This window comes from Marinobacterium zhoushanense (assembly GCF_014641945.1).
Taxonomy (GTDB): domain Bacteria; phylum Pseudomonadota; class Gammaproteobacteria; order Pseudomonadales; family Balneatricaceae; genus Marinobacterium_D; species Marinobacterium_D zhoushanense.
The window spans coordinates 851154-869667 of the sequence record NZ_BMIJ01000001.1 but is presented as its reverse complement, the minus strand read 5'-3'; the positions used below and the strand labels follow the sequence as shown (position 1 = coordinate 869667).

Here is an 18514-nt window from a genome sequence, read left to right as displayed (position 1 = left end):
TTGGACAACGGGGACTGTCACATGGCGGTTCCCGTTTTGCCGTTTTTAACGAGGAGAGACGATGCTGAAATGGCTGGTACGTGCGATCCATGCTCCCGACCGAACCCGGCTGGAGCAGGGCTTTCGCTGGTTGTACAGCTTTGTCAGACCGCAGAAGAGGGCGATTGGCGGCCTGCTGGCGCTGTCGCTGTTGGGTTCCTCGCTGGTGCTGCTGCAGCCCTGGCTGACCAAGCTGCTGATCGACAACGGCCTGTTGGCGAAAGATTACGGTACGCTGGTGCAGATCGCCGTGGCGATGATCCTTGTCGGCCTGTTCGGCACCGTGCTCTCCGGGCTTAATCGCTATCTGCACACCCGTTTGTCAGGGCGCATCCTGTTTGCCCTGCGCACCGACCTCTACGGCCACCTGCAAAAACTCTCGCCGACCTTTTTTGGTCAGCGCCGCATCGGCGATCTGCTCTCGCGTATCGACGGCGATGTGGCCGAGATCCAGCGCTTTGCCGTCGACAGCCTGTTCTCGGCGGTGAGCAGTATCATCGGCCTTGCCGGTGCTCTAGTGCTGCTGGTGGCGCTCTCCTGGCAGCTGTCGCTGCTGGTGCTGGTGCTGATCCCGCTGGAGGTGCTCTGGCTGCGCTGGATGCGGCGCAAGGTGGAGCTGCGCACACGCGAGATGCGCGAACGCTCGGCGGACCTCTCCAGTTTTCTGGTGGAGACACTGCCGGCGATCAAGTTCATTCAGTCCACAGGACAGGAGCGGCGTGAGCGGCAGCGCCTGCAGGGGCTCAACGACAACTACCTGGGCCAGTTGCTGCGCCTGCAGGTGACCGAATTTTTCACCCATGCGATTCCCAGTACGCTGACCTCGCTGACCCGCGCCAGCGCCTTTCTGATCGGCGGCTGGTGGGTGATTCATGGCCAGTGGCAGCTAGGCTCGCTGATCGCCTTCTCCACCTACCTGGGTATGGCCACCGGGCCGGTCAACAGCCTGCTCGGACTCTATGTGGCGATCCAGCGCATGAGCGTAAGCCTGAACCGGGTCAGCGAGTTGCGCCTGAGCGAGGTGACGATCGAGTCGCCCTCTGTGCCCACGCCCCTGCCGAGCCCCCTGTTCGGCGAGCTGAAGCTGGAGCAGGTGCACTTTGCCTACGGTGAGCGAGAACCGATTCTCAACGGTGTCGATGCGTCCCTGCCGGCAGGGCGCAAGATTGCGCTGGTCGGTGCGTCCGGCGTCGGTAAATCGACGCTGATCGACCTGTTGCAGCGTCACTACGATCCCCAACAGGGGCGAATATTGCTGGACGGTGTGGATATCAGAGGGCTTAGCCTGTCGGATCTGCGCCGCACGCTGGCGGTGGTGTCGCAGGAGATCACCCTGTTCCGCGGCTCGTTGGCCGACAACCTGCGCTATGCCAAGCCTGAGGCCAGCGACGAGCAGGTGCTGCGCGCAGCCATTGATGCCCAGCTGGAGGAGCTGATCCAGCAACTGCCGCAGGGGATGGACACGCCGCTGGGCGAGCGTGGTCAGCAGCTCTCCGGTGGCCAGAAACAGCGCATCGCCATCGCCCGTGCCTTGTTGCAGCAACCGGCGGTACTGGTGCTGGACGAGGCGACCTCGGCGGTGGATGAAGCCACCGAGCAGCAGGTGATCGCGGCAGTGGACCGGCTGTTTGCCGGGCGTACCCGGATACTGATCAGCCACCGGCCGTCGACGTTGGCCGGTGCCGATCTGCGTCTGCTGCTGCAGAACGGTCATCTGAGCGAAATAACCGAGGTTCCACATGAGTGAGAGCAGGCCGGTGCGTATCGGTGTGGTCGATTCCGGCAGCGCCCCGATGCAGCAGGTCGCGGACAGTGCCGCCTTTATCCTGCGCGATAATCAGCTCTGGCTGGAGCCGGCATTGCCGGATCGGCTCGGTCACGGCAGCCGGGTGATCGAGGTGATCCAGGCGCTGGCGCCCGAGGCGCAGATCCTCAGTGCCCAGGTGTTCCAGGAGCGCCTGAGTACCAGCAGCGCACAGGTGGCTGCGGCGATCGACTGGCTGGTGGAGCAGGGCGCACAGCTGATCAACCTGAGCCTCGGCCTGCGCCAGGACCGGGACTCCCTGCGCGAGGCCTGTACCCGGGCGCTGAAACAGGGGGTGATCCTCTGTGCCTCGAGCCCGGCCCGCGGCGAGCCGGTCTATCCATCCCACTATCCCGGCGTGTTCCGCATGACCGGCGATGCCCGCTGCGCCCGGCACGAGACCTCCTACCTGGAAACGCCCTATGCCGACTTCGGTGGCTGCGTGCGGCCGCTGGACGACAGCCTGGGGCATTCAGGTGCCAGCCTGGGCTGTGCTCATCTGACCGCTCAGCTGGGCGCATTTCTCCAGCAGAATCCCGCGCCGACACTGAGTGCAGCCCGGGAGTGGTTGATAGCCCGGGCGGCCTACATCGGCCCGGAGCAGCGCAGGGGGGAGCATGGCTGACACGCAGATCCTGGTGCTGGGCGGAGGTCCCGCCGGCGCCTCGGTGGCGATCGGGCTCAAGCGGCTGGGCTACGAGGTGACACTGGTCGGTGAGCCGCGCCCGTTCGATGCCATCGAGGGGGTATCCGATCGTGTCGTGGAAGGGATGCGTCACGCCGGTTTCGAGCGCGCGTTGACCACTTTGGCCGCACCCTCCGCACGCTCGGTGACCTGGAACGGCGAGACAAGTGCGGCCAACACCGAACGGCTGATCGTGCGCCAGCGCTTCGACCGGGCGTTGGTCGAGGATCTGCGCGGTTCGGGCGTGCGGGTGATTCAGGGCCGTGTTACGGCAATGGCCTCGCAGGAGGCTGGATTCTCGGTTAGCGTTGTGGGTGACGATGGTAGCGAGCACTGTGTTGAAGCCGGTTTTCTGGTCGAGGCGCGGGGCCGTGCCGCGCCCGCTTCAGGCGTGCCGCGGGTTCGCGGTGCGCAGAGCGTCTCCCTGTTGCAGCACTGGCAGGGCGCGGCCGGCACTCCCTGCTCGGCGGTGCAGAGCTTTGCCGACGGCTGGGCCTGGATGGCCAAACGTGAGGATGGCCGCCGCTACCTGCAACTGACGCTGGATGTGGCCAGCAGCCGGTTGCCGCCGAAACAGCAGTTGGGGCAGTGGTGTTATGAACGCCTCAGCGGGCTTGAGCAGGCGCAACCTTTCATGGAGGGTGCTGAGCCTGTCGGTGAGGTCTATGCCCGCACCAGCACGCCGGTGCTGTGTGAGCACAGCGCCGGTGATAACTGGCTGCGGGTCGGCGATGCCGCGATGGCGGTGGATCCACTTTCCGGAAACGGTATCTTTCAGGCGCTGTCGTCGGCGCTGCAGGCTCCGGCAGTGATTAACACGCTGATCCGCCATCCTGAGCGTGCGGCGCTGGCCAAGGCGTTTCATGAAACCCGAATCGAGCAGTTGTTCTACCGCTTCGCCCGCATCGGTCGTGATTTCTACGATCAGGAGTCCCAGTGGCCGGAGCATCCATTCTGGCGTGCGCGTCGGGCCTGGCCGGACAGCCAGCCCTTGCATCTGGAGGTAACGCCGGACCGGGTCAGCACCGGCGTGCGGCCGGTGGTGGACAACGGTCTTATCACCGAGGCGCGGGTGGTGATCACCCCCGACCAGCCGCTGGGCATCTGGCATCTGAACGGCCTTGAACTGGCGCCGCTGCTGGACGAGGTGCGGGCGCAATCCGATATCAATCCAACCCGGGTGCTGATCGAGCGCCTGGGTGAGCCCAAGGGCGTCGCATTGTCACGCTGGATGGTGCAGCAGGGTTGGATCTAGCCCACTGTGCTACTGCATTTACAGCAACCGATTAGGCTTCGAACGCCGATAAAGGCGCTGAAGCTGTCCAGCAGCTCCTGTGGAGTAGCCCCCGTTTAGACCGAACACCTTGGTAGCAGCAACGGCCTAGGCATAGAGCTGGTGCACAGGAGTGTCCAAGGTGGAGAGAATCGAAGTCATAACCGGGGTGCAGCACAGTTTTCACCACATACTACAACAGCGCCTCTACGCGATTGCCGCGGGTTAAGAGGATCTCAACGATCACCAGCAGTTGCGCGCCGACCAAGAGCGCTATCCCTCCCGGAGTCCGTTGGCCTAGGCGTGTGATGTACTGAAGAATCGGCTTCATTCTTTAAAATCCCAAAATATAGGAATTATTGACAATACTGTATTGTGGGATAATAATCATTAAAAGCCTGAGACGCTGTGCATGAGAGCTGTAGTTGTAGGCTTGTTGCGCAGGTGAGAACCCAACGCCAATGGAGCAATAAAAATGAAGTTAGCCACGTTTCGGCGAAAAAATGGTGAGGTATCGGTCGGGATTCTAAGCGGCGAGATGGTCGCGGATCTCTCACCCCATTTGGATGAGCTGGGTGGGTCGCTCCGTTCTATTATCGCCGCGGGTGCGCTCGATAAAGTAGCGTCCGTCGACGTTGAGTCGCTCCAATCCTATCCCCTGGATCAGGTTGAGCTGCTGCCGGTTATCCCCGATCCGGGCAAGATCCTCTGTATCGGAATCAATTACGCCACCCACGTAAAAGAGACCGGACGCGATATGCCGGTGCATCCCATGGTGTTTACCCGTTTTGCCGACAGCCAGGTGGGCCACAATCAGCCCATCGTTCGGCCTTTCGTGTCTCACAAGCTGGATTTCGAGGGAGAACTTGCCGTCGTGGTCGGCAAGACGGCGCGTCATGTGAAGCGTGAAAACGCGCTCGAGTACGTTGCGGGCTACTCCTGCTACAACGATGGCTCGGTGCGCGACTATCAGAAGCACACTATTCAGTTCGTACCGGGCAAGAACTTCCCCCAAACCGGTGGGTTCGGTCCCTCTCTGGTAACCAAGGATGAGATTCCCGATCCCCAGGCGCTGCATCTGGTAACGCGCCTGAACGGTGAGGTGATGCAGGAGACCGATACCTCCGACATGATCTTCGATGTAGGTGCCTTGATCGAGTACTGCAGCACCTTCACCGAACTGGCACCGGGGGATGTGATCGTGAGTGGTACCACCGGTGGTGTGGGCGCGTTTCGCGAGCCGCCGGTGTGGATGAAACCGGGTGATGTGGTGGAGATCGAGATCTCGGGTATTGGTATTCTACGCAATACCATTATCGACGAAGAACGCTGAGTACCATGAATTCACCCAACACCCAGGATGTAACCGGCTCCAATACGACTCAAACCAACAGTAAGACCAGTAGCCTGGAGCGGATGTTGTCGGTCCTTGATCTATTTACCGAGGAGGCGACGGTCTGGTCGGTGGAGGGGATATGCGATGCCATGGGGTACACGCGTTCCACCGCCTATCGCTACACCAAGGAGTTGGCCGATGCAGGGCTGCTGTTTCAGGTGGAGCAGGGACGTTACACCCTGGGTGCAAGGATTATCCAGTGGGATCGGCAGCTGCGCCTGTCCGACCCGCTGGTGCGGGCGGCGAAGCTGCTCGAGCCGGAGCTCAGCGCCTCGGTCAACGTGGCTTGGCTGATCTGCGGTCTGTTCAAGGATCAGGTGATCTGCGTTGAGCAGTTTGGCGGGGTGGGGCGTCAGGTCAGTTACTCCCGAGGTACTCCACGGCCTTTGCTGAAGGGCGCGACCTCGAAAGCGATCCTGGCGTTTTTACCCAATCGCCAGTTGATGCAGATCTTCGTGAACTACAGCGAAGAGATAAAGAGCGCGAACCTCGGTTCCAACTGGGACGAGTTCAAGAAATCTCTGCGGGTGATCCGGCAGAAAGGGTATGCGGTTACCAAGGCTGAGGTCGATGAGGGTGTATTCGGTCTTGCCGCACCGATCTTCAATCCCGACGGGAAGGTGATCGGCAGTTTAAGCAGCGTGCAACCGATCGAGGATTACGACGACACCGGGATTGCAGCCGAGGCTGAACGCATTATTGGGCTGGCCTACAGGATAAGTCGGGAGTACGAACGGCTCGTCAGGTAGGTCGATAAGTTGAACGCGAGGGGTGTTGGGCTCAAGAGGCCACCAGCCCTGAACGAAGGATAATAAAAATGACAATCGACGCACATCTTGATCATCTGGCACTGGGGTCGCCGAACCCTGAGGCGCTGGCGACATTTTACGCAACGGCGCTACGTAACGAAGCCAAGCTCACCGATGCCGGTTGGATGGTGACAGGGCCCGGACGCAAGCTGCTGATCAGCGAAGGCGATGCGAAAGAACTCAAGCATTTTGCCTATGGCATGTCGGCGGAGGCGCTGGCCTCCCTGCGTGCGCGGCTGGAAAGCAAGGGTGTGACACTGGAGCCCTGCGCTAACCCCTATCTCGATGGTGAAGTGTTTGCGGTGACCGATCCGGACGGTAACCGCAGTATCTACGGTGTGTCGGAAAAATCCGACCTGGGGGATATGCCCTATCGTGCACGTCTGCAACATATGGCGCTGGCCACCACCGAAGTCGATTCACTGATTGAGTTTTACCGTGATGTGATCGGTCTCAGTGTCAGCGATAACGTGTTGGATGAGGAAGGCGAGCTGCGCGCCTGTTTCCTGCGCAGCGATGAGGAGCACCATGTACTCGCAGTGTTCAAGGCGCCGAGCCGCTGGTTCGATCACCACTGCTACGAAGCGGGTGACTGGAACCTGATCCGCGATTGGGCCGACCACCTCTCCACGCTGGATATCGAACTGAAATGGGGACCTGGTCGTCACGGTCCCGGTAACAACCTGTTCTTCATGATCCACGACCCGGACGGAAACTGGGTTGAAATCTCCGCTGAGCTGGAGGTGATGGAGGGTCGGCCCGCCGCCGATTGGCTCCACACGCCGAAGACCCTTAACTACTGGGGGCAGGCCTTCCTGCGCAGTTAAACGGCCTCATACCTGACGCCGCACCCCGAATAAAGCAACCGGAAAACGAAAAATGCCGACCTGTCGGTAGGGGATTCTGCACGCTTTTTTCTGGGTGTCTGGCTCAGTCGATGGATTAATCCGGGGGGATTTATGTCCGCAAATAATGAAAAAAAATCTGTGAGCGGTCGGCAGCATGTGCCGGTCGTGGTGGTTGGTGCCGGCCCCAATGGACTGACACTGGCCAATCTACTGGGTACCTACGGTGTCCAAACGGTCGTACTGGAAAAAAACCTGACCACGGTCCAACTGCCGCGCGCGGTGTCCATCGATGACGAATCGATGCGTACCATGCAGATGATCGGGCTTGATCAGGAAGTTATCGGTCAGTGTGCGCTGGACTATGGATCGGTGTATCTGGATGTGAAGCGCAGGCCTTTCGCCCGCATCGAGCCCACCGCCAGTGAATACGGCTTCGCGCGGCGCAATGCGTTTATCCAGCCCGATCTGGAAGCCTCCCTCAAACAGGGACTGCGGCGTTTTGAGTGTGTTGATGCCCGCTTCGGACACGAGGTGGTCAACTTCAGTCAGGATGAGCAGGGTGTGTTGCTGGAGGTTGAGGATAACGAAGGCAACCGCTACGAACTGACGGCGGACTACGTCGCCGCATCCGATGGTGGCAAAAGCTACTTCCGAACCACGCTCGACATCCCGCTGGAGGGACTCACCTACGAACAGAAGTGGCTGATCATCGACCTGAAGGGCACCCGTGACAACTTCCGCCAGACGCGGGTTTACTGCGACCCGCGACGTCCCGGTATCAATCTGCCGGGGCCGGATGGGACACGCCGCTTTGAATTTATGATGCTGCCCGGCGAGACCGAGGAAGAGGTGGTCGAGGAGGCGTTCGTGCGCCGCTTGATGGCCGATCACGGACCCGACCGCGATGCCGAAATCGTGCGCAAGCAGGTGTATCACTTTCATGCCAGGGAAGCGGTGCGCTGGCGCGAGGGACGCATCTTCCTGGTGGGGGACGCCGCCCATTTGACCCCGCCATTTGCCGGACAGGGGATGAACAGCGGTATCCGTGATGCGTCCAACCTGGGGTGGAAACTGGCGCATGTGGTGCACGGCCAACTGCCAGCCACCATCCTCGACTCCTACGAGGATGAGCGCAAACCCCACGCCTGGCAGCTGATCGAGATGGCGGCGATTCTGGGCCGCTTCATGATGCCGCCGACCATGTTCCAGGCCCGGCTGATGCAGGCGGGGATGCGCCTGCTGAGTCTCTATCCGCCGGCCCGCGATTATGTCACCCAGATGCGCTATAAGCCCAAGCCCCGCTTCACCTCCGGCTGGTTCCTGTCCGACGGTCTGAGTGCCAAGAAAACACGTTCGGGCCGCATGATCGCTCAGCCCGCACTGGAGGATCCACAGCGTCATGTGGCCAAGCTGGATGGTTGCTGTGCGCCGGGATTCCTGCTTCTGGGTTACGGCACCTCGGTCAAGGAGGCTTTTTCACCGTTGAAGGGGTGGGAGCAGCAGCTGCCCTCCCATATCCAGCGGGTCTGCATCACGCCCCAGCAATACAACCCGGTGCCGGACGGTGACGTACGGGTGTTCCGAGATGCCTTCGGCAAGGCTAGGGAGTGGATCTTCGACGGTGTCGAAAATGCGCTGTTCCTGGTGCGTCCCGACCGCTACGTGATGGCGGTGATAACGGAAGAAAACGCCGCGACGGTGATACCCGAGCTGAAACAGATGCTCCGTGAAGCGGAGCGTGGAGAGAGGAGGGGCGGCGCGACCCAGTCGGCTGCCTGAGGATCGAAAACCAACCCGAACCAATAATAAATATTAGAGGTGATATTCATGAAATGGGTAACCAACAGAAGGCTGAAAACGATCATCACAGCGGCGCTTGCCGCAATGGCGTTGACCCTTAATACCGCATCGGCTGCAAGCCTGCGGTTGAGTACCCCGGTACCACCGGGGCATATCTTCAGCAAAGTATCGGAGAGGTTTGCCGAGGAGCTGAAAGCGAAAAGCGACGGTCGGCTGGAGATCAAGGTGTTCCCGTTCGGCAAGCTGGGTCGCGATCCGGAGAACGCCCAGATGCTGCAGGCTGGCGCCCTGAACTTCGCCGTGATTCCCGCAGGATTCATGACCAACCGGGAATCCTCCCTGAACGGCTGGTTCCTGCCGGGGCTGTTCAACGGCGTCGAGGGGGCAGGCAAGGCAACTCAGCTGCCGGCGGCCAAGGCGATGCTCGACAAGATGGACGCGCAGGGGATGGTTGGTCTGGGTTACGTAATTGCCGGCATGCGCCACCTGATCTCGGTGGAGCCGGTCAACAGCCTGACGGATATCGCGAACAAGAAGGTGCGCGCTTTCCCGGCACCGATCTTCAACGAATGGTGGCTGAGCAACAACTCTGCACCCACTGCACTGCCGTTGCCGGAGATAGCACCTGCGTTGACCACCAATCTGCTGGATATCGTCGATGTGGACCTGGATCTGGTGGTGGCGCTGAAGCTTTACCAGCAGGCGCCCAACCTGACCCTGACCAACCATATGACCTTCCCCGGCATCATGCTGGTGTCGAAAAAATGGTGGGATAAGCAGAGTGCAGAGGATCAGGCCCTGATCCGCGAGGTGTTCGCCGATGCCGAGCAGTGGGGTATCGAAGAGCAGGCGAAGGTGGAGCAGGCCAATCTACAGACGTTGAAGGATGCGAAGGTCAATATCATCCGCATTGATGCGGCTGATTATGCGCAGGAGGCGAAGAGTATCCGCGACCGTTACATCGAGAACGATAAGCTGATTGCCGATTTCTACAATCAGGTACGGGCGCAACAACAATAAGCTCAAGCGCTACCCGTCGGATGCAGCCTGTCTGCCCGGCGGGTTCGGAGACTCTCTATGCTGACCATAATAAGCTGGGTGAACCGCGGGCTCGCCCAAATAGAAAAGTGGACCCTTGTCGCCCTCTCCGCATCGTTGGGACTACTGCTGATCGCCCAGGTGGTACTGCGCTATCTCTTCGACTCGCCGCTGTTCTGGGCTGAGGAGGTTGCGGTGCAGATCCTGGTGGCTATGAGCTTTCTGGGCGTCAGTTACCTGATCTACCAGCAGCAACTGGTCGCGATCGATTTCATCTATCTGATGCTGGCAAAGCCGCTGCGCCGACTGGTGAGCTGCCTGTTCCAGCTGGTGGCGCTGGCAAGCCTGGCCCTTTTCGCCTGGCTTACCTATCAATGGGTGTCTGATCCGCTGGTGCAGAGTGAGTTGTCACCGACTACCCAGTTACCCCGTTGGTACAACTACGGCGTACTGCTGATCGCGCTGATGGCGATGAGTTTTCATCAGCTCGTCAACTGGTTCGAATCGCTGCGCAACCTGGTGTTGGGGGAGGGCGTATGATCACCCTGGCGGTATTCTTCATCTCCCTGTTCATGGGATTGCCGATCCTGATCACCCTGCTCGTCGGTACTCTGGTATTTCTGCAGCAAAGCGATCTCAGTATGCTGATGGGCAGCCTGCCGCTGCAACTCTATGGCTCGCTTGAGAAGAGCGGGTTGTTGGCGATCCCCCTGTTCATGATGGTGGGGGAGCTGATGAATCGGGGCGGCTTGACCGACCGGCTGATCGCACTCGCGTCGATGCTGGTCGGTCGACTGCACGGTGGTCTCGCCTATGTGAACCTGCTGACCAATGCCATCACCAGCTCGATCCTCGGCTCCGCGCTGGCCCAGATAGCGGTCATGAGTCGGGTGATGATCCCGGCGATGGAAAAGAAGGGTTTCAAGCGCGACTTCGCCTCGGCGGTGACGGTCTCCGGCGGACTGCTCGGGCCGATCATTCCACCGTCGATGGTGATGATCATCTACGGTGTCATCGCTTTTCAGCCGGTGGGCGCGCTGTTCATGGCCGGAGTGGTACCGGGGATTCTGATCACCATCGGATTCGCGATTATCATCTTTCTGATCGGTCTGTTCTGCGGGTTCCCGCGTGAGGGACAGGCGGATGCACCTAAAGTCACGCCGGCGGAGTTCCTCAAGGATATCGTGCCGTTGAGTATTCCGCTGATCATTATCACCGGCATCGCGGCGGGGGTGATGACACCCACCGAGGCGGGTGCGATCGGCTCCCTGCTGGCGCTGCTGATCGGCACGTTGGTCTACCGCTCGCTGCGCTGGTCCGAACTGCCGGACGTGCTGTTTCGGGTTGCACTCAATGCCGCGATGATCACCGGCTTGATCGCTTCGGCCACCATGTTCGGTTGGGCGCTCTCGTTCGAAGAGGTACCCGATCGGGTGGTAGCGCTGATCAACGGAGTGACCGACTCACCGATCGTGTTCCTGCTGCTGATCAACCTGCTGATCATAGTACTGGGGATGTTCCTGGAGAGCATGAGCATCCTGATCGTGATGGTGCCGATCGTATTGCCGGCGGCGCTGGCGATGGGGATCGATCCTATCCACTTTGGTGTCGTCATCAGCCTGGCAACGCTGGTCGGGCTGGTCACACCACCATTGGGGCCGGGACTCTTCGTGGTGATGGCGACCACACCGATCTCCATGTCGGCGCTGTTCAAGTCGATGATGCCCTTCCTGCTGATGATGTTCCTGTGTATGGCGCTGATCAACGTGGTTCCGGCGCTGTCGCTGTGGCTACCTGCAATGTTTGGGTTGATGTGATCTGTGCTGAGCACTACCGAAGGAGGTTTTGATGAGTGAAAAAGCGCTGCACAGTGCCGAAGCGGCTGTGTATGGAGCCCATCTGGCGCGTGCGAGCGCGCTGGTCGCGGGCGATCGGGCGGCGATGGAGCCGTTGCTGTCACCGAATCTGCACTATATCCATGCGCCGGGCCGGATCGATAACCGGGACAGCTATCTCGATTTCTTGCAGTCTGTGCGTTTCCTCAAGGTTGAGGTCTCGGACCGCCAGATCAGCGTGATGGGCGAGGTGGCAATCCTGACCGGCATCCTGAGGATGAAGTTACAGCGCGAGGGGCAGGAGGAACCGACATCGCCGGTGTCCGCGATCACCGAAGTGTGGCACCGCCAGGAGCGCGGTAACTGGGCACTGCTGAATTTCCAGTCCACCAGCGTCAAGTAATGGGTGTTTCTGAAAAGGGGCGAAAGGCCGCGTCACCAATCACGCGCAGTTGTGCGCCGACTTCGCGCTGGAAGCAGCCCTCGGGCGGGATGAGCCTCTGGCCAGCACCTCGATGCAGCATCGTTTCGAAGCCGGTATGGATCGGCAGGTCATCATCGAGAGTTACCCTGTGCTGTGGGAGCCGTGCATCGCTCTCCACGGCACCTGGATAACGGATCGGAGTGCCCCCGCCTCGCACGAGTTTTGACCCTGTACCGCCGACTCAAAGCGCTGGGGCGGTCGTGATATTTACAACTGGTTACAAAACTCCACAACTTCGATCAACAACCGCATAACTGGTTTACAGCCGGGTTTTAGTCTTCAAGCGTCACAGAACTTTTTCCGCGTAGAAAGGATGCCTGGGCGGCATCTGGTCACACTCCCGAGGAATGACGCTAATGAAGAATCAGATTTTCCGTCGCACATCTGGATACCTGCTGGTCGCAGCTGCTGCAGCTTTGTCTGCACCAGCCTCCGCCTACAACCTGTACAACCAGGACGGCACCGAGCTGAACCTGGATATCGAGGTGATCCTCGGCCATTTCAGCAGCGAAGAGACCTACGGCAACAGCGAATCCAGCCCTGCTTGGAGTGAAGGCTATGCCAAGTACGGCTTCTCCGGCAGCAAGGTGGTCGGCAACGGTAGTCTGTTCGGTGCGGTCAATGCCGTGACCTCCGGCACCTGGGGCGATGGCGATGCCGCTGGCCTGACCACCGGTGACGAGCGCGACACCGATATCGAAGACCTGTACGTGGGTTACCGTACCGAGATGGTCGAGTTCTCCTTCGGTCGCCAGAACCTGACCTTCGGTGACGGTTTCATCCTCAACGGTGACTCGCTGAACATGGGCGAGGGGCTGGACGGCATCGTGCCGGGGTTCAGCGCCAACCGTGGCGGCGCCTACTGGCTGGCCGCGCGCAAGGCGTTCGACAAGACCGCCGTGCTGCGTGTCGGCGGTGAGTCCGGCCCGCGTGGCGATCTGTTCTGGTTCGAATCCGACAACCCGGCCCAGGCCAGCGTCGAGATGTCCGGGATCAACCTGGAGTACGTCACCGACAAGGGCACCTTCGGCCTGATGCACCTGAAGGGGCTGGACGTGGATGACAACGAAGCCGCGTTCTTCGGTTACGACGGTCGCGACGGCCAGAAGACCACCAGCGTTCGCTTCCAGGGCAACGCCGGGGTCGAGAACCTGTTCCTCTCCGCCGAGTACGTGGATCAGTCCCAGGGCAACAGTAACCCGGACGCCAACGCCTGGTACGCCGAGGCGGGCTGGACCTTCGCCGACCTGCCCTGGTCGCCGAGCCTGAACTACCGCTACACCAGCTACGATGAGGGCTACGACCCGCTGTTCTTCGGCTTCAACCGCGGTTACGGCACCTGGTTCCAGGGTGAAGTGGCCGGCAACTATGCCGGTCCCTTCGGTACCGATGCCGACATTCATTATCTGGGCGTGAAAGCCAACCCGACCGAGATGCTGACGGTGGGCGCGTCGTACTTCGACTTCAGCGATACGGTGGGCGGCTCCGGCAGCAACGATGCCAACGAGATCGATATCTGGGCGGAGTGGGTGGCGCACGATCACCTGATCATCAGCCCGCTGGTCGGCTTCTACACCCCGGATGCGGCTACCAGCACCCAGGGCAACGACGATACCAACACCTATGTTCAGGTGCTGGCGATCGTACCGTTCTAAACTGATTACAAGACTCACTACAAGGCTAATTACAAGATATATCCGCACAGGGCCGGCCTCGTCGCCGGCTCCTGTTGCTTAAAGGCCCCAGAGGATCTGCAAATGAAGACTGAATACTCCCTGCTTATCGGTGGACAGACTACCGCCGGTGCCAAAGACCCCTTCGCCGTGATCGATCCGGCCACCGGCGAGCGCTTCGCGGACTGCCCCGCAGCCTCACCGGAGCAGGTCGATCAGGCGGTCGCTGCCGCGGCCGAAGCGTTCAAAAGCTGGCAGTACAGCTCGGACGCCGAGCGCAAGGCGATCCTGCACCGTATCGCCGACGCCATCGAAGCCAACGCCGATGAGCTGGCGCAGATCGTCACCCGCGAGCAGGGCAAGCCGCTGGCGCTGGCGCAGATGGAGGTGGGCGGTGCCATCGCCTGGACCCGCTACACGGCCGAGCTGGAGATCCCGGTCAAGGTGATCGAGGACAGCGAGCAGCGCCTGGCCGAACTGCATCACAAGCCACTGGGCGTGGTCGGCTCGATCACCCCCTGGAACTGGCCGCTGATGATCGCGGTATGGCACATCATGCCGGCACTGCGCACCGGTAACACGGTGGTGGTTAAACCCTCTTCGCTGACCCCGTTCAATACCCTCCGTCTGGTCGAGTTGATCAACGAGCAGGTACCGGCCGGCGTGATCAACATCGTCACCGGCGAGGGCGGTATCGGCCGTGCCATGACCGGTCATCCGGATATCAACAAGATCGTGTTCACCGGTTCGACCCCGACCGGCCAGGACATCATGCGCAATGCCGCCGGCAACCTGAAGCGCCTGACCCTGGAACTGGGTGGCAACGATGCTGGTATCGTACTGCCCGACGCCGATCTGGACGCGGTGGCGATGGGGATCTTCCAGACCGCCTTCCTCAACATGGGGCAGACCTGCGCGGCGCTGAAGCGCCTCTATGTGCATGATTCGCTGTATGACGAGCTGTGTCAGCGCTTGGCCGATATTGCACGGCAGCAGAAAGTGGGTTCCGGCCTGGAGGAGGGTGTCACCTTCGGACCGGTACAGAACAAGTCGCAGTTTGAGTTGGTCAAAGAGCTGGTCGAGGATGCCCGCGCCCAGGGCGCGAAGGTACTCTGCGGCGGCGAAGCGCTACCGGGCAACGGCTACTTCTACCCGCCGACCATCGTCGCCGACATTACCGATGGCACCCGCCTGGTGGACGAAGAGCAGTTCGGCCCGGCCTTGCCGGTGATCCGCTACAGCGATATCGAAGACGCGATCGCCCGCGCCAACGACAACCCCAACGGCCTCGGCGGCTCGGTCTGGGGCAGCGATATCGAGCAGGCACGCAAGGTCGCGGTGCGTCTGGAGAGCGGTACCGCCTGGATCAACAACCACGCCGAAGTGTTGCCGCACTGCCCGTTCGGCGGCTGCAAGATGTCCGGTTTCGGTGTCGAGTTCGGCGAGGAGGGACTGCTCGAATATACCCAATCCCAGCTGCTCAGCATCAAACGCGCCTGACACTCAGGACCTCATCATTCCACCCCTGGCTCCTGTACACCGGAGAATCAGATTGGCCCCCGAGCAGGGGCCTTTTTTGTATTCGGCAGCATCCTTCGACTGCACAGGGGGACAAGGAAGAGATTATGATGTTAACTTTCAGTCGTATCACGAAATGCATGAGTAGCGTTGATGACGATTGAACATGCCGACACACGGGAGTTTCAGCAGAAGAGCCTGGAGTTGATCTCCAGCCTGGTTTCCTTGAGCAGTTCCGCCTTTTTCCTGGTCGATCCCGGCATGCAGCACAAGGGGGCGGTGCTCTATAATCTTGCCGCCGATGCGGAGAAGGCCTACGCCTCGGAGTACGGCGCACTCGATCCGTTACATCCAGAGCGTTTCGCAAACAGCGATGAGGTACTGGTCACGCTGGACTCGCGGATCGCCCCTCATCATCTCAAGCAGACGCTCTACTACCAGAATTTCATGGTGCCGTTTAACCATCGCTATGTCGTGGATATGTTTTTCCGCCGTGAGGGACAGATCATCGCCGGACTGAGCATTATGCGGGAGGAGTCGCTGGGCAATTTCCGGGCCGACGAGTTGGATTTACTGAGGAAAGTACAGCCCTTTCTCGAATATGCCCTCAACGCCGTGTACCTGCCGCGTAGGGAGAGTGAACGCCAGGATCTCGCCGCCAAGTACGAGTTGACCGAGCGTGAGCTCGATGTGCTGGAACTGGTGCTGCGCGGTAGCAGTAACAAGGCGATTGCCACGGATCTCGCCTTGGGAGAGGCGACGGTCAAGACCCATCTGATACGGATCTTTCGAAAAACGGAGGTGAAAAAACGCAGCGAGCTTGTCGCCAAGGTGCTGCTGGACCTGAACGGCTAAGGCTATTTCCCCAAGTCCACCTTCCGGTGGATCCCGCATCTTGCCCTAGATCCCAATACTGAACGCTGAATCAGTCGATTACTTTTAGCTGAGGAGGCGAGTATCGCTATGGCCGATAATCAGGCTCAGGATCTTCTGTCCAGAAGATACCGTGTCATGGGGCATCACACCCCGCTGTTTTACGAGAAGCCGCTGCAACTGGTGCGTGGCGAGGGCGTCTGGCTCTGGGATAGCGAGGGCAAGCGCTACCTGGATGTCTACAACAACGTGCCCCACGTGGGCCACTGCAACCCCCGCGTAGTCGAGGCGCTGAGCCGCCAGGCATCGACTCTGAATATCCACACCCGCTACCTGCACAACAATATCGTCGATTACCTGGAGCGGCTCACCGCCACGTTCGACGACAGCCTGCAGATGGCGATGCTGACCTGCACCGGCAGTGAGGCCAACGAGCTAGCGTTGCGCATGGCGCGCTACTGCACCGGTGGGCAGGGGATCATCGTCACCGACTTCGCCTATCACGGCAACACCGAAGCGGTGGCCGAGATCGGTACCGGCTTTATGCCGGAGGCGAAAACCACCAAGCGGGTAAAGGCGTTCCCAATACCCGACTCCTACCGCGGTATCGACGGCCTGACCGGCGAGGCGTTGGCGCAGGCCTATGCCGACCGCGTGCAGCAGGCGATCGACGCCTTTCATGCAGAGGGTATTAAGGTAGCCGGGATACTGGTCTGCCCGGACTTTGCCAATGAGGGCTTGCTCAATGTACCGGCCGGCTTTCTGGAACAGGCGGTAGCGAAGGTGCGCAAGGCCGGTGGCGTGTACATCGCTGACGAGGTGCAAGTAGGATTCGGTCGCTCCGGAAAACACTTCTGGGCCCACCAATGGTATGACGTAACGCCCGATATCGTGACGATGGGCAAGCCGATGGGCAACGGCCACCCGCTGGCCGGTGTCGTGGCCCGTCCGGAGATGATCGAGGCGTTCAGCAAGGAGGCGATGTACTTCAATACCTTCGGCGGTAACCCCGTATCCTGCGCCGTTGGCATGGCGGTGCTCGACGTTCTGCAAGAGGACAACCTGATGCAAAACGCGGTGACCACTGGAGCTTATGTGACTGATGGCCTGAACAAGCTGCAACAAAAGCACGAGCTGATCGGTGAGGTGCGTGACCTGGGTATGTTCTTCGGTGTTGAGCTGGTACAGAGCCGCACCAGCAAGGCACCGGCCAAGGCCGAGGCTCGGCGCATTATCAATCGGATGCGCGACAAGGGTGTGCTGATCAGCACCATCGGTGTGCATAACTCCATTCTTAAGCTCCGTCCTCCGATGCCATTCCAGCCAGAGCATGGGGATATTTTGCTGGAGATGTTGGACGAGGTGCTGACTGAGATGGAGGGCCGGGTATGAGCGCATTCTATCAATTGACCCCCGAACAGCAGAGTCAGTGCTTGTTGCAGATGGCGGCCCAGGCGCTGAGCCACTGGTCGTTGCAGGACAGCGAGCTGCAGTTGGTGAAGTATCGCGAAAACGCCGTATACCGGGTCGATACCGCCGATGGCCGGCGCTATGCACTGCGTATCCACCGACCGGGTTACCACAGTGGCGCAGCATTGCGCTCCGAACTGCAGTGGATGTCGGCGCTGGCGGAAAACGGCATCGCGGTGCCGGAAGTTATCCCGACGGTCGACGGGCGTCTTCTGGTCAGTGAGTCGCATATGGCCGTGCCCGAGGCGCGCGACATCGATCTGTTCGCGTGGATCGATGGCGAGCAGTTTGGCTCGGTGGAGCAGGGGCTGGGTGACAACGCCGAACGCATCGAGCATCTCTATTCCACCCTCGGGGTGATGGCTGCCCGGCTGCACAACGGCTCAAGCGACTGGATACCGCCGGCAGGGTTCGAGCGTCATGCCTGGGATCGCCAGGGCTTGGTGGGTGAAGAACCCTTCTGGGGGCGTTTCTGGGAGCTCGAACTGTTGACCGAGGAGCAGAAACGGCTGATGGAAAGCGTTCGCGAGCGTATCGCCGAGAAACTGGAGGGCTACGACCGTTCGCCCCAGCGTTATGGGTTGATCCATGCTGACTTCGTGCCGGAGAACCTGATGGTCGAGGGCGACACTGTGCGCCTGATCGACTTCGACGACGCCGGCTTCGGCTGGCACCTGTTCGAGCTGGCCACGGCACTCTACTTCATCCAGGAGGAGCCCGGCTTTCCGGTGGCGAAACAGGCGTTGATCGACGGCTATCGCCGTGAGCGGGCGTTGTCGGATCAGGAACTGGAGGATCTGGAGCTGTTCCTGGCCGCCAGAGCCTGTACCTACCTGGGCTGGATCCGCAGCCGACAGGAGACCGAAACCGCCCGTGAGCTGGCGCCGGAGCTGATCCGTCGGGCCTGTCGGCAGGCAGAGCGGTTTTTGGAGATAAGTTGAGCCGGGGGAGGGGACTCGGGACACGTCA

17 protein-coding genes are annotated in these 18514 nt (G+C 60.5%); 16 read left to right on the top strand and 1 reads right to left on the bottom strand.

What is annotated here, in order from left to right; translation table 11 throughout:
- Positions 1–61 precede the first annotated feature (61 nt).
- Genes IEX40_RS04045 through qhpG form a run of 3 tightly spaced genes read left to right on the top strand, consistent with a single transcriptional unit; the run spans position 62 to position 3783 of the window.
- On the top strand, positions 62–1786 hold the full coding sequence (locus tag IEX40_RS04045; RefSeq protein ID WP_188745790.1) for an ABC transporter ATP-binding protein: 1725 nt from the start codon (positions 62–64) through the stop codon (positions 1784–1786).
- Complete coding sequence (gene qhpE, locus IEX40_RS04040; protein ID WP_188745789.1) at positions 1779–2468, top strand: subtilisin-like serine protease QhpE; 690 nt, start codon at positions 1779–1781, stop codon at positions 2466–2468. The genes IEX40_RS04045 and qhpE overlap by 8 nt, the downstream gene beginning before the upstream one ends.
- Positions 2461–3783 (top strand): flavin-dependent monooxygenase QhpG, encoded by a 1323-nt coding sequence (qhpG, locus tag IEX40_RS04035; protein ID WP_188745788.1) that lies wholly within the window; start codon positions 2461–2463, stop codon positions 3781–3783. Before qhpE ends, qhpG begins: the two co-directional genes overlap by 8 nt.
- 211 nt (positions 3784–3994) lie before the next feature.
- On the opposite strand, the gene IEX40_RS04030 is transcribed toward qhpG, so the two are convergent.
- Positions 3995–4132, bottom strand: a complete 138-nt coding sequence (locus IEX40_RS04030; RefSeq protein WP_188745787.1) for a hypothetical protein — start codon at positions 4130–4132, stop codon at positions 3995–3997.
- A gap of 144 nt (positions 4133–4276) precedes the next feature.
- Between IEX40_RS04030 and IEX40_RS04025 the strand changes: the two genes are divergently transcribed.
- The 13 genes from IEX40_RS04025 (at position 4277) to IEX40_RS03965 (ending at position 18486) form a co-directional block, all read left to right on the top strand.
- A complete protein-coding gene (locus tag IEX40_RS04025) occupies positions 4277–5134 on the top strand; it encodes a fumarylacetoacetate hydrolase family protein (protein WP_188745786.1) in 858 nt (285 codons plus the stop codon).
- 5 nt (positions 5135–5139) lie between these two features.
- Complete coding sequence (locus tag IEX40_RS04020; protein ID WP_188745785.1) at positions 5140–5946, top strand: IclR family transcriptional regulator; 807 nt, start codon at positions 5140–5142, stop codon at positions 5944–5946.
- A 68-nt stretch (positions 5947–6014) separates the two neighbouring features.
- Positions 6015–6833: a VOC family protein gene (locus IEX40_RS04015; RefSeq protein WP_188745784.1), complete on the top strand. Its 819-nt coding sequence runs from the start codon at positions 6015–6017 to the stop codon at positions 6831–6833.
- Positions 6834–6965: 132 nt separating this feature from the next.
- Positions 6966–8633 carry a bifunctional 3-(3-hydroxy-phenyl)propionate/3-hydroxycinnamic acid hydroxylase gene (locus tag IEX40_RS04010; protein ID WP_188745783.1) on the top strand — a complete coding sequence of 556 codons (1668 nt, stop codon included), beginning with the start codon at positions 6966–6968 and terminating at the stop codon, positions 8631–8633.
- A 48-nt stretch (positions 8634–8681) separates the two neighbouring features.
- On the top strand, positions 8682–9674 hold the full coding sequence (locus IEX40_RS04005) for a TRAP transporter substrate-binding protein (protein ID WP_188745782.1): 993 nt from the start codon (positions 8682–8684) through the stop codon (positions 9672–9674).
- 57 nt (positions 9675–9731) lie between these two features.
- Positions 9732–10232 carry a TRAP transporter small permease gene (locus IEX40_RS04000; RefSeq protein WP_188745781.1) on the top strand — a complete coding sequence of 167 codons (501 nt, stop codon included), beginning with the start codon at positions 9732–9734 and terminating at the stop codon, positions 10230–10232.
- Entirely contained in the window at positions 10229–11509 is a 1281-nt protein-coding gene (locus IEX40_RS03995) for a TRAP transporter large permease (RefSeq protein WP_188745780.1), read from the top strand. Before IEX40_RS04000 ends, IEX40_RS03995 begins: the two co-directional genes overlap by 4 nt.
- Before the next feature lie 31 nt (positions 11510–11540).
- The gene (locus tag IEX40_RS03990) at positions 11541–11930 is read left to right on the top strand and encodes a nuclear transport factor 2 family protein (RefSeq protein ID WP_036186856.1); all 390 of its coding nucleotides are present in this window, start codon (positions 11541–11543) and stop codon (positions 11928–11930) included.
- Between the two features lie 437 nt (positions 11931–12367).
- Complete coding sequence (locus IEX40_RS03985; protein ID WP_188745779.1) at positions 12368–13666, top strand: alginate export family protein; 1299 nt, start codon at positions 12368–12370, stop codon at positions 13664–13666.
- Positions 13667–13768: 102 nt separating this feature from the next.
- Complete coding sequence (locus IEX40_RS03980; protein WP_188745778.1) at positions 13769–15184, top strand: aldehyde dehydrogenase family protein; 1416 nt, start codon at positions 13769–13771, stop codon at positions 15182–15184.
- A gap of 171 nt (positions 15185–15355) precedes the next feature.
- Positions 15356–16057 carry a helix-turn-helix transcriptional regulator gene (locus IEX40_RS03975; protein ID WP_188745777.1) on the top strand — a complete coding sequence of 234 codons (702 nt, stop codon included), beginning with the start codon at positions 15356–15358 and terminating at the stop codon, positions 16055–16057.
- A 108-nt stretch (positions 16058–16165) separates the two neighbouring features.
- The gene (locus tag IEX40_RS03970; protein WP_188745776.1) at positions 16166–17467 is read left to right on the top strand and encodes an aspartate aminotransferase family protein; all 1302 of its coding nucleotides are present in this window, start codon (positions 16166–16168) and stop codon (positions 17465–17467) included.
- On the top strand, positions 17464–18486 hold the full coding sequence (locus tag IEX40_RS03965; protein ID WP_188745775.1) for a phosphotransferase enzyme family protein: 1023 nt from the start codon (positions 17464–17466) through the stop codon (positions 18484–18486). The genes IEX40_RS03970 and IEX40_RS03965 overlap by 4 nt, the downstream gene beginning before the upstream one ends.
- Positions 18487–18514: the final 28 nt, after the last annotated feature.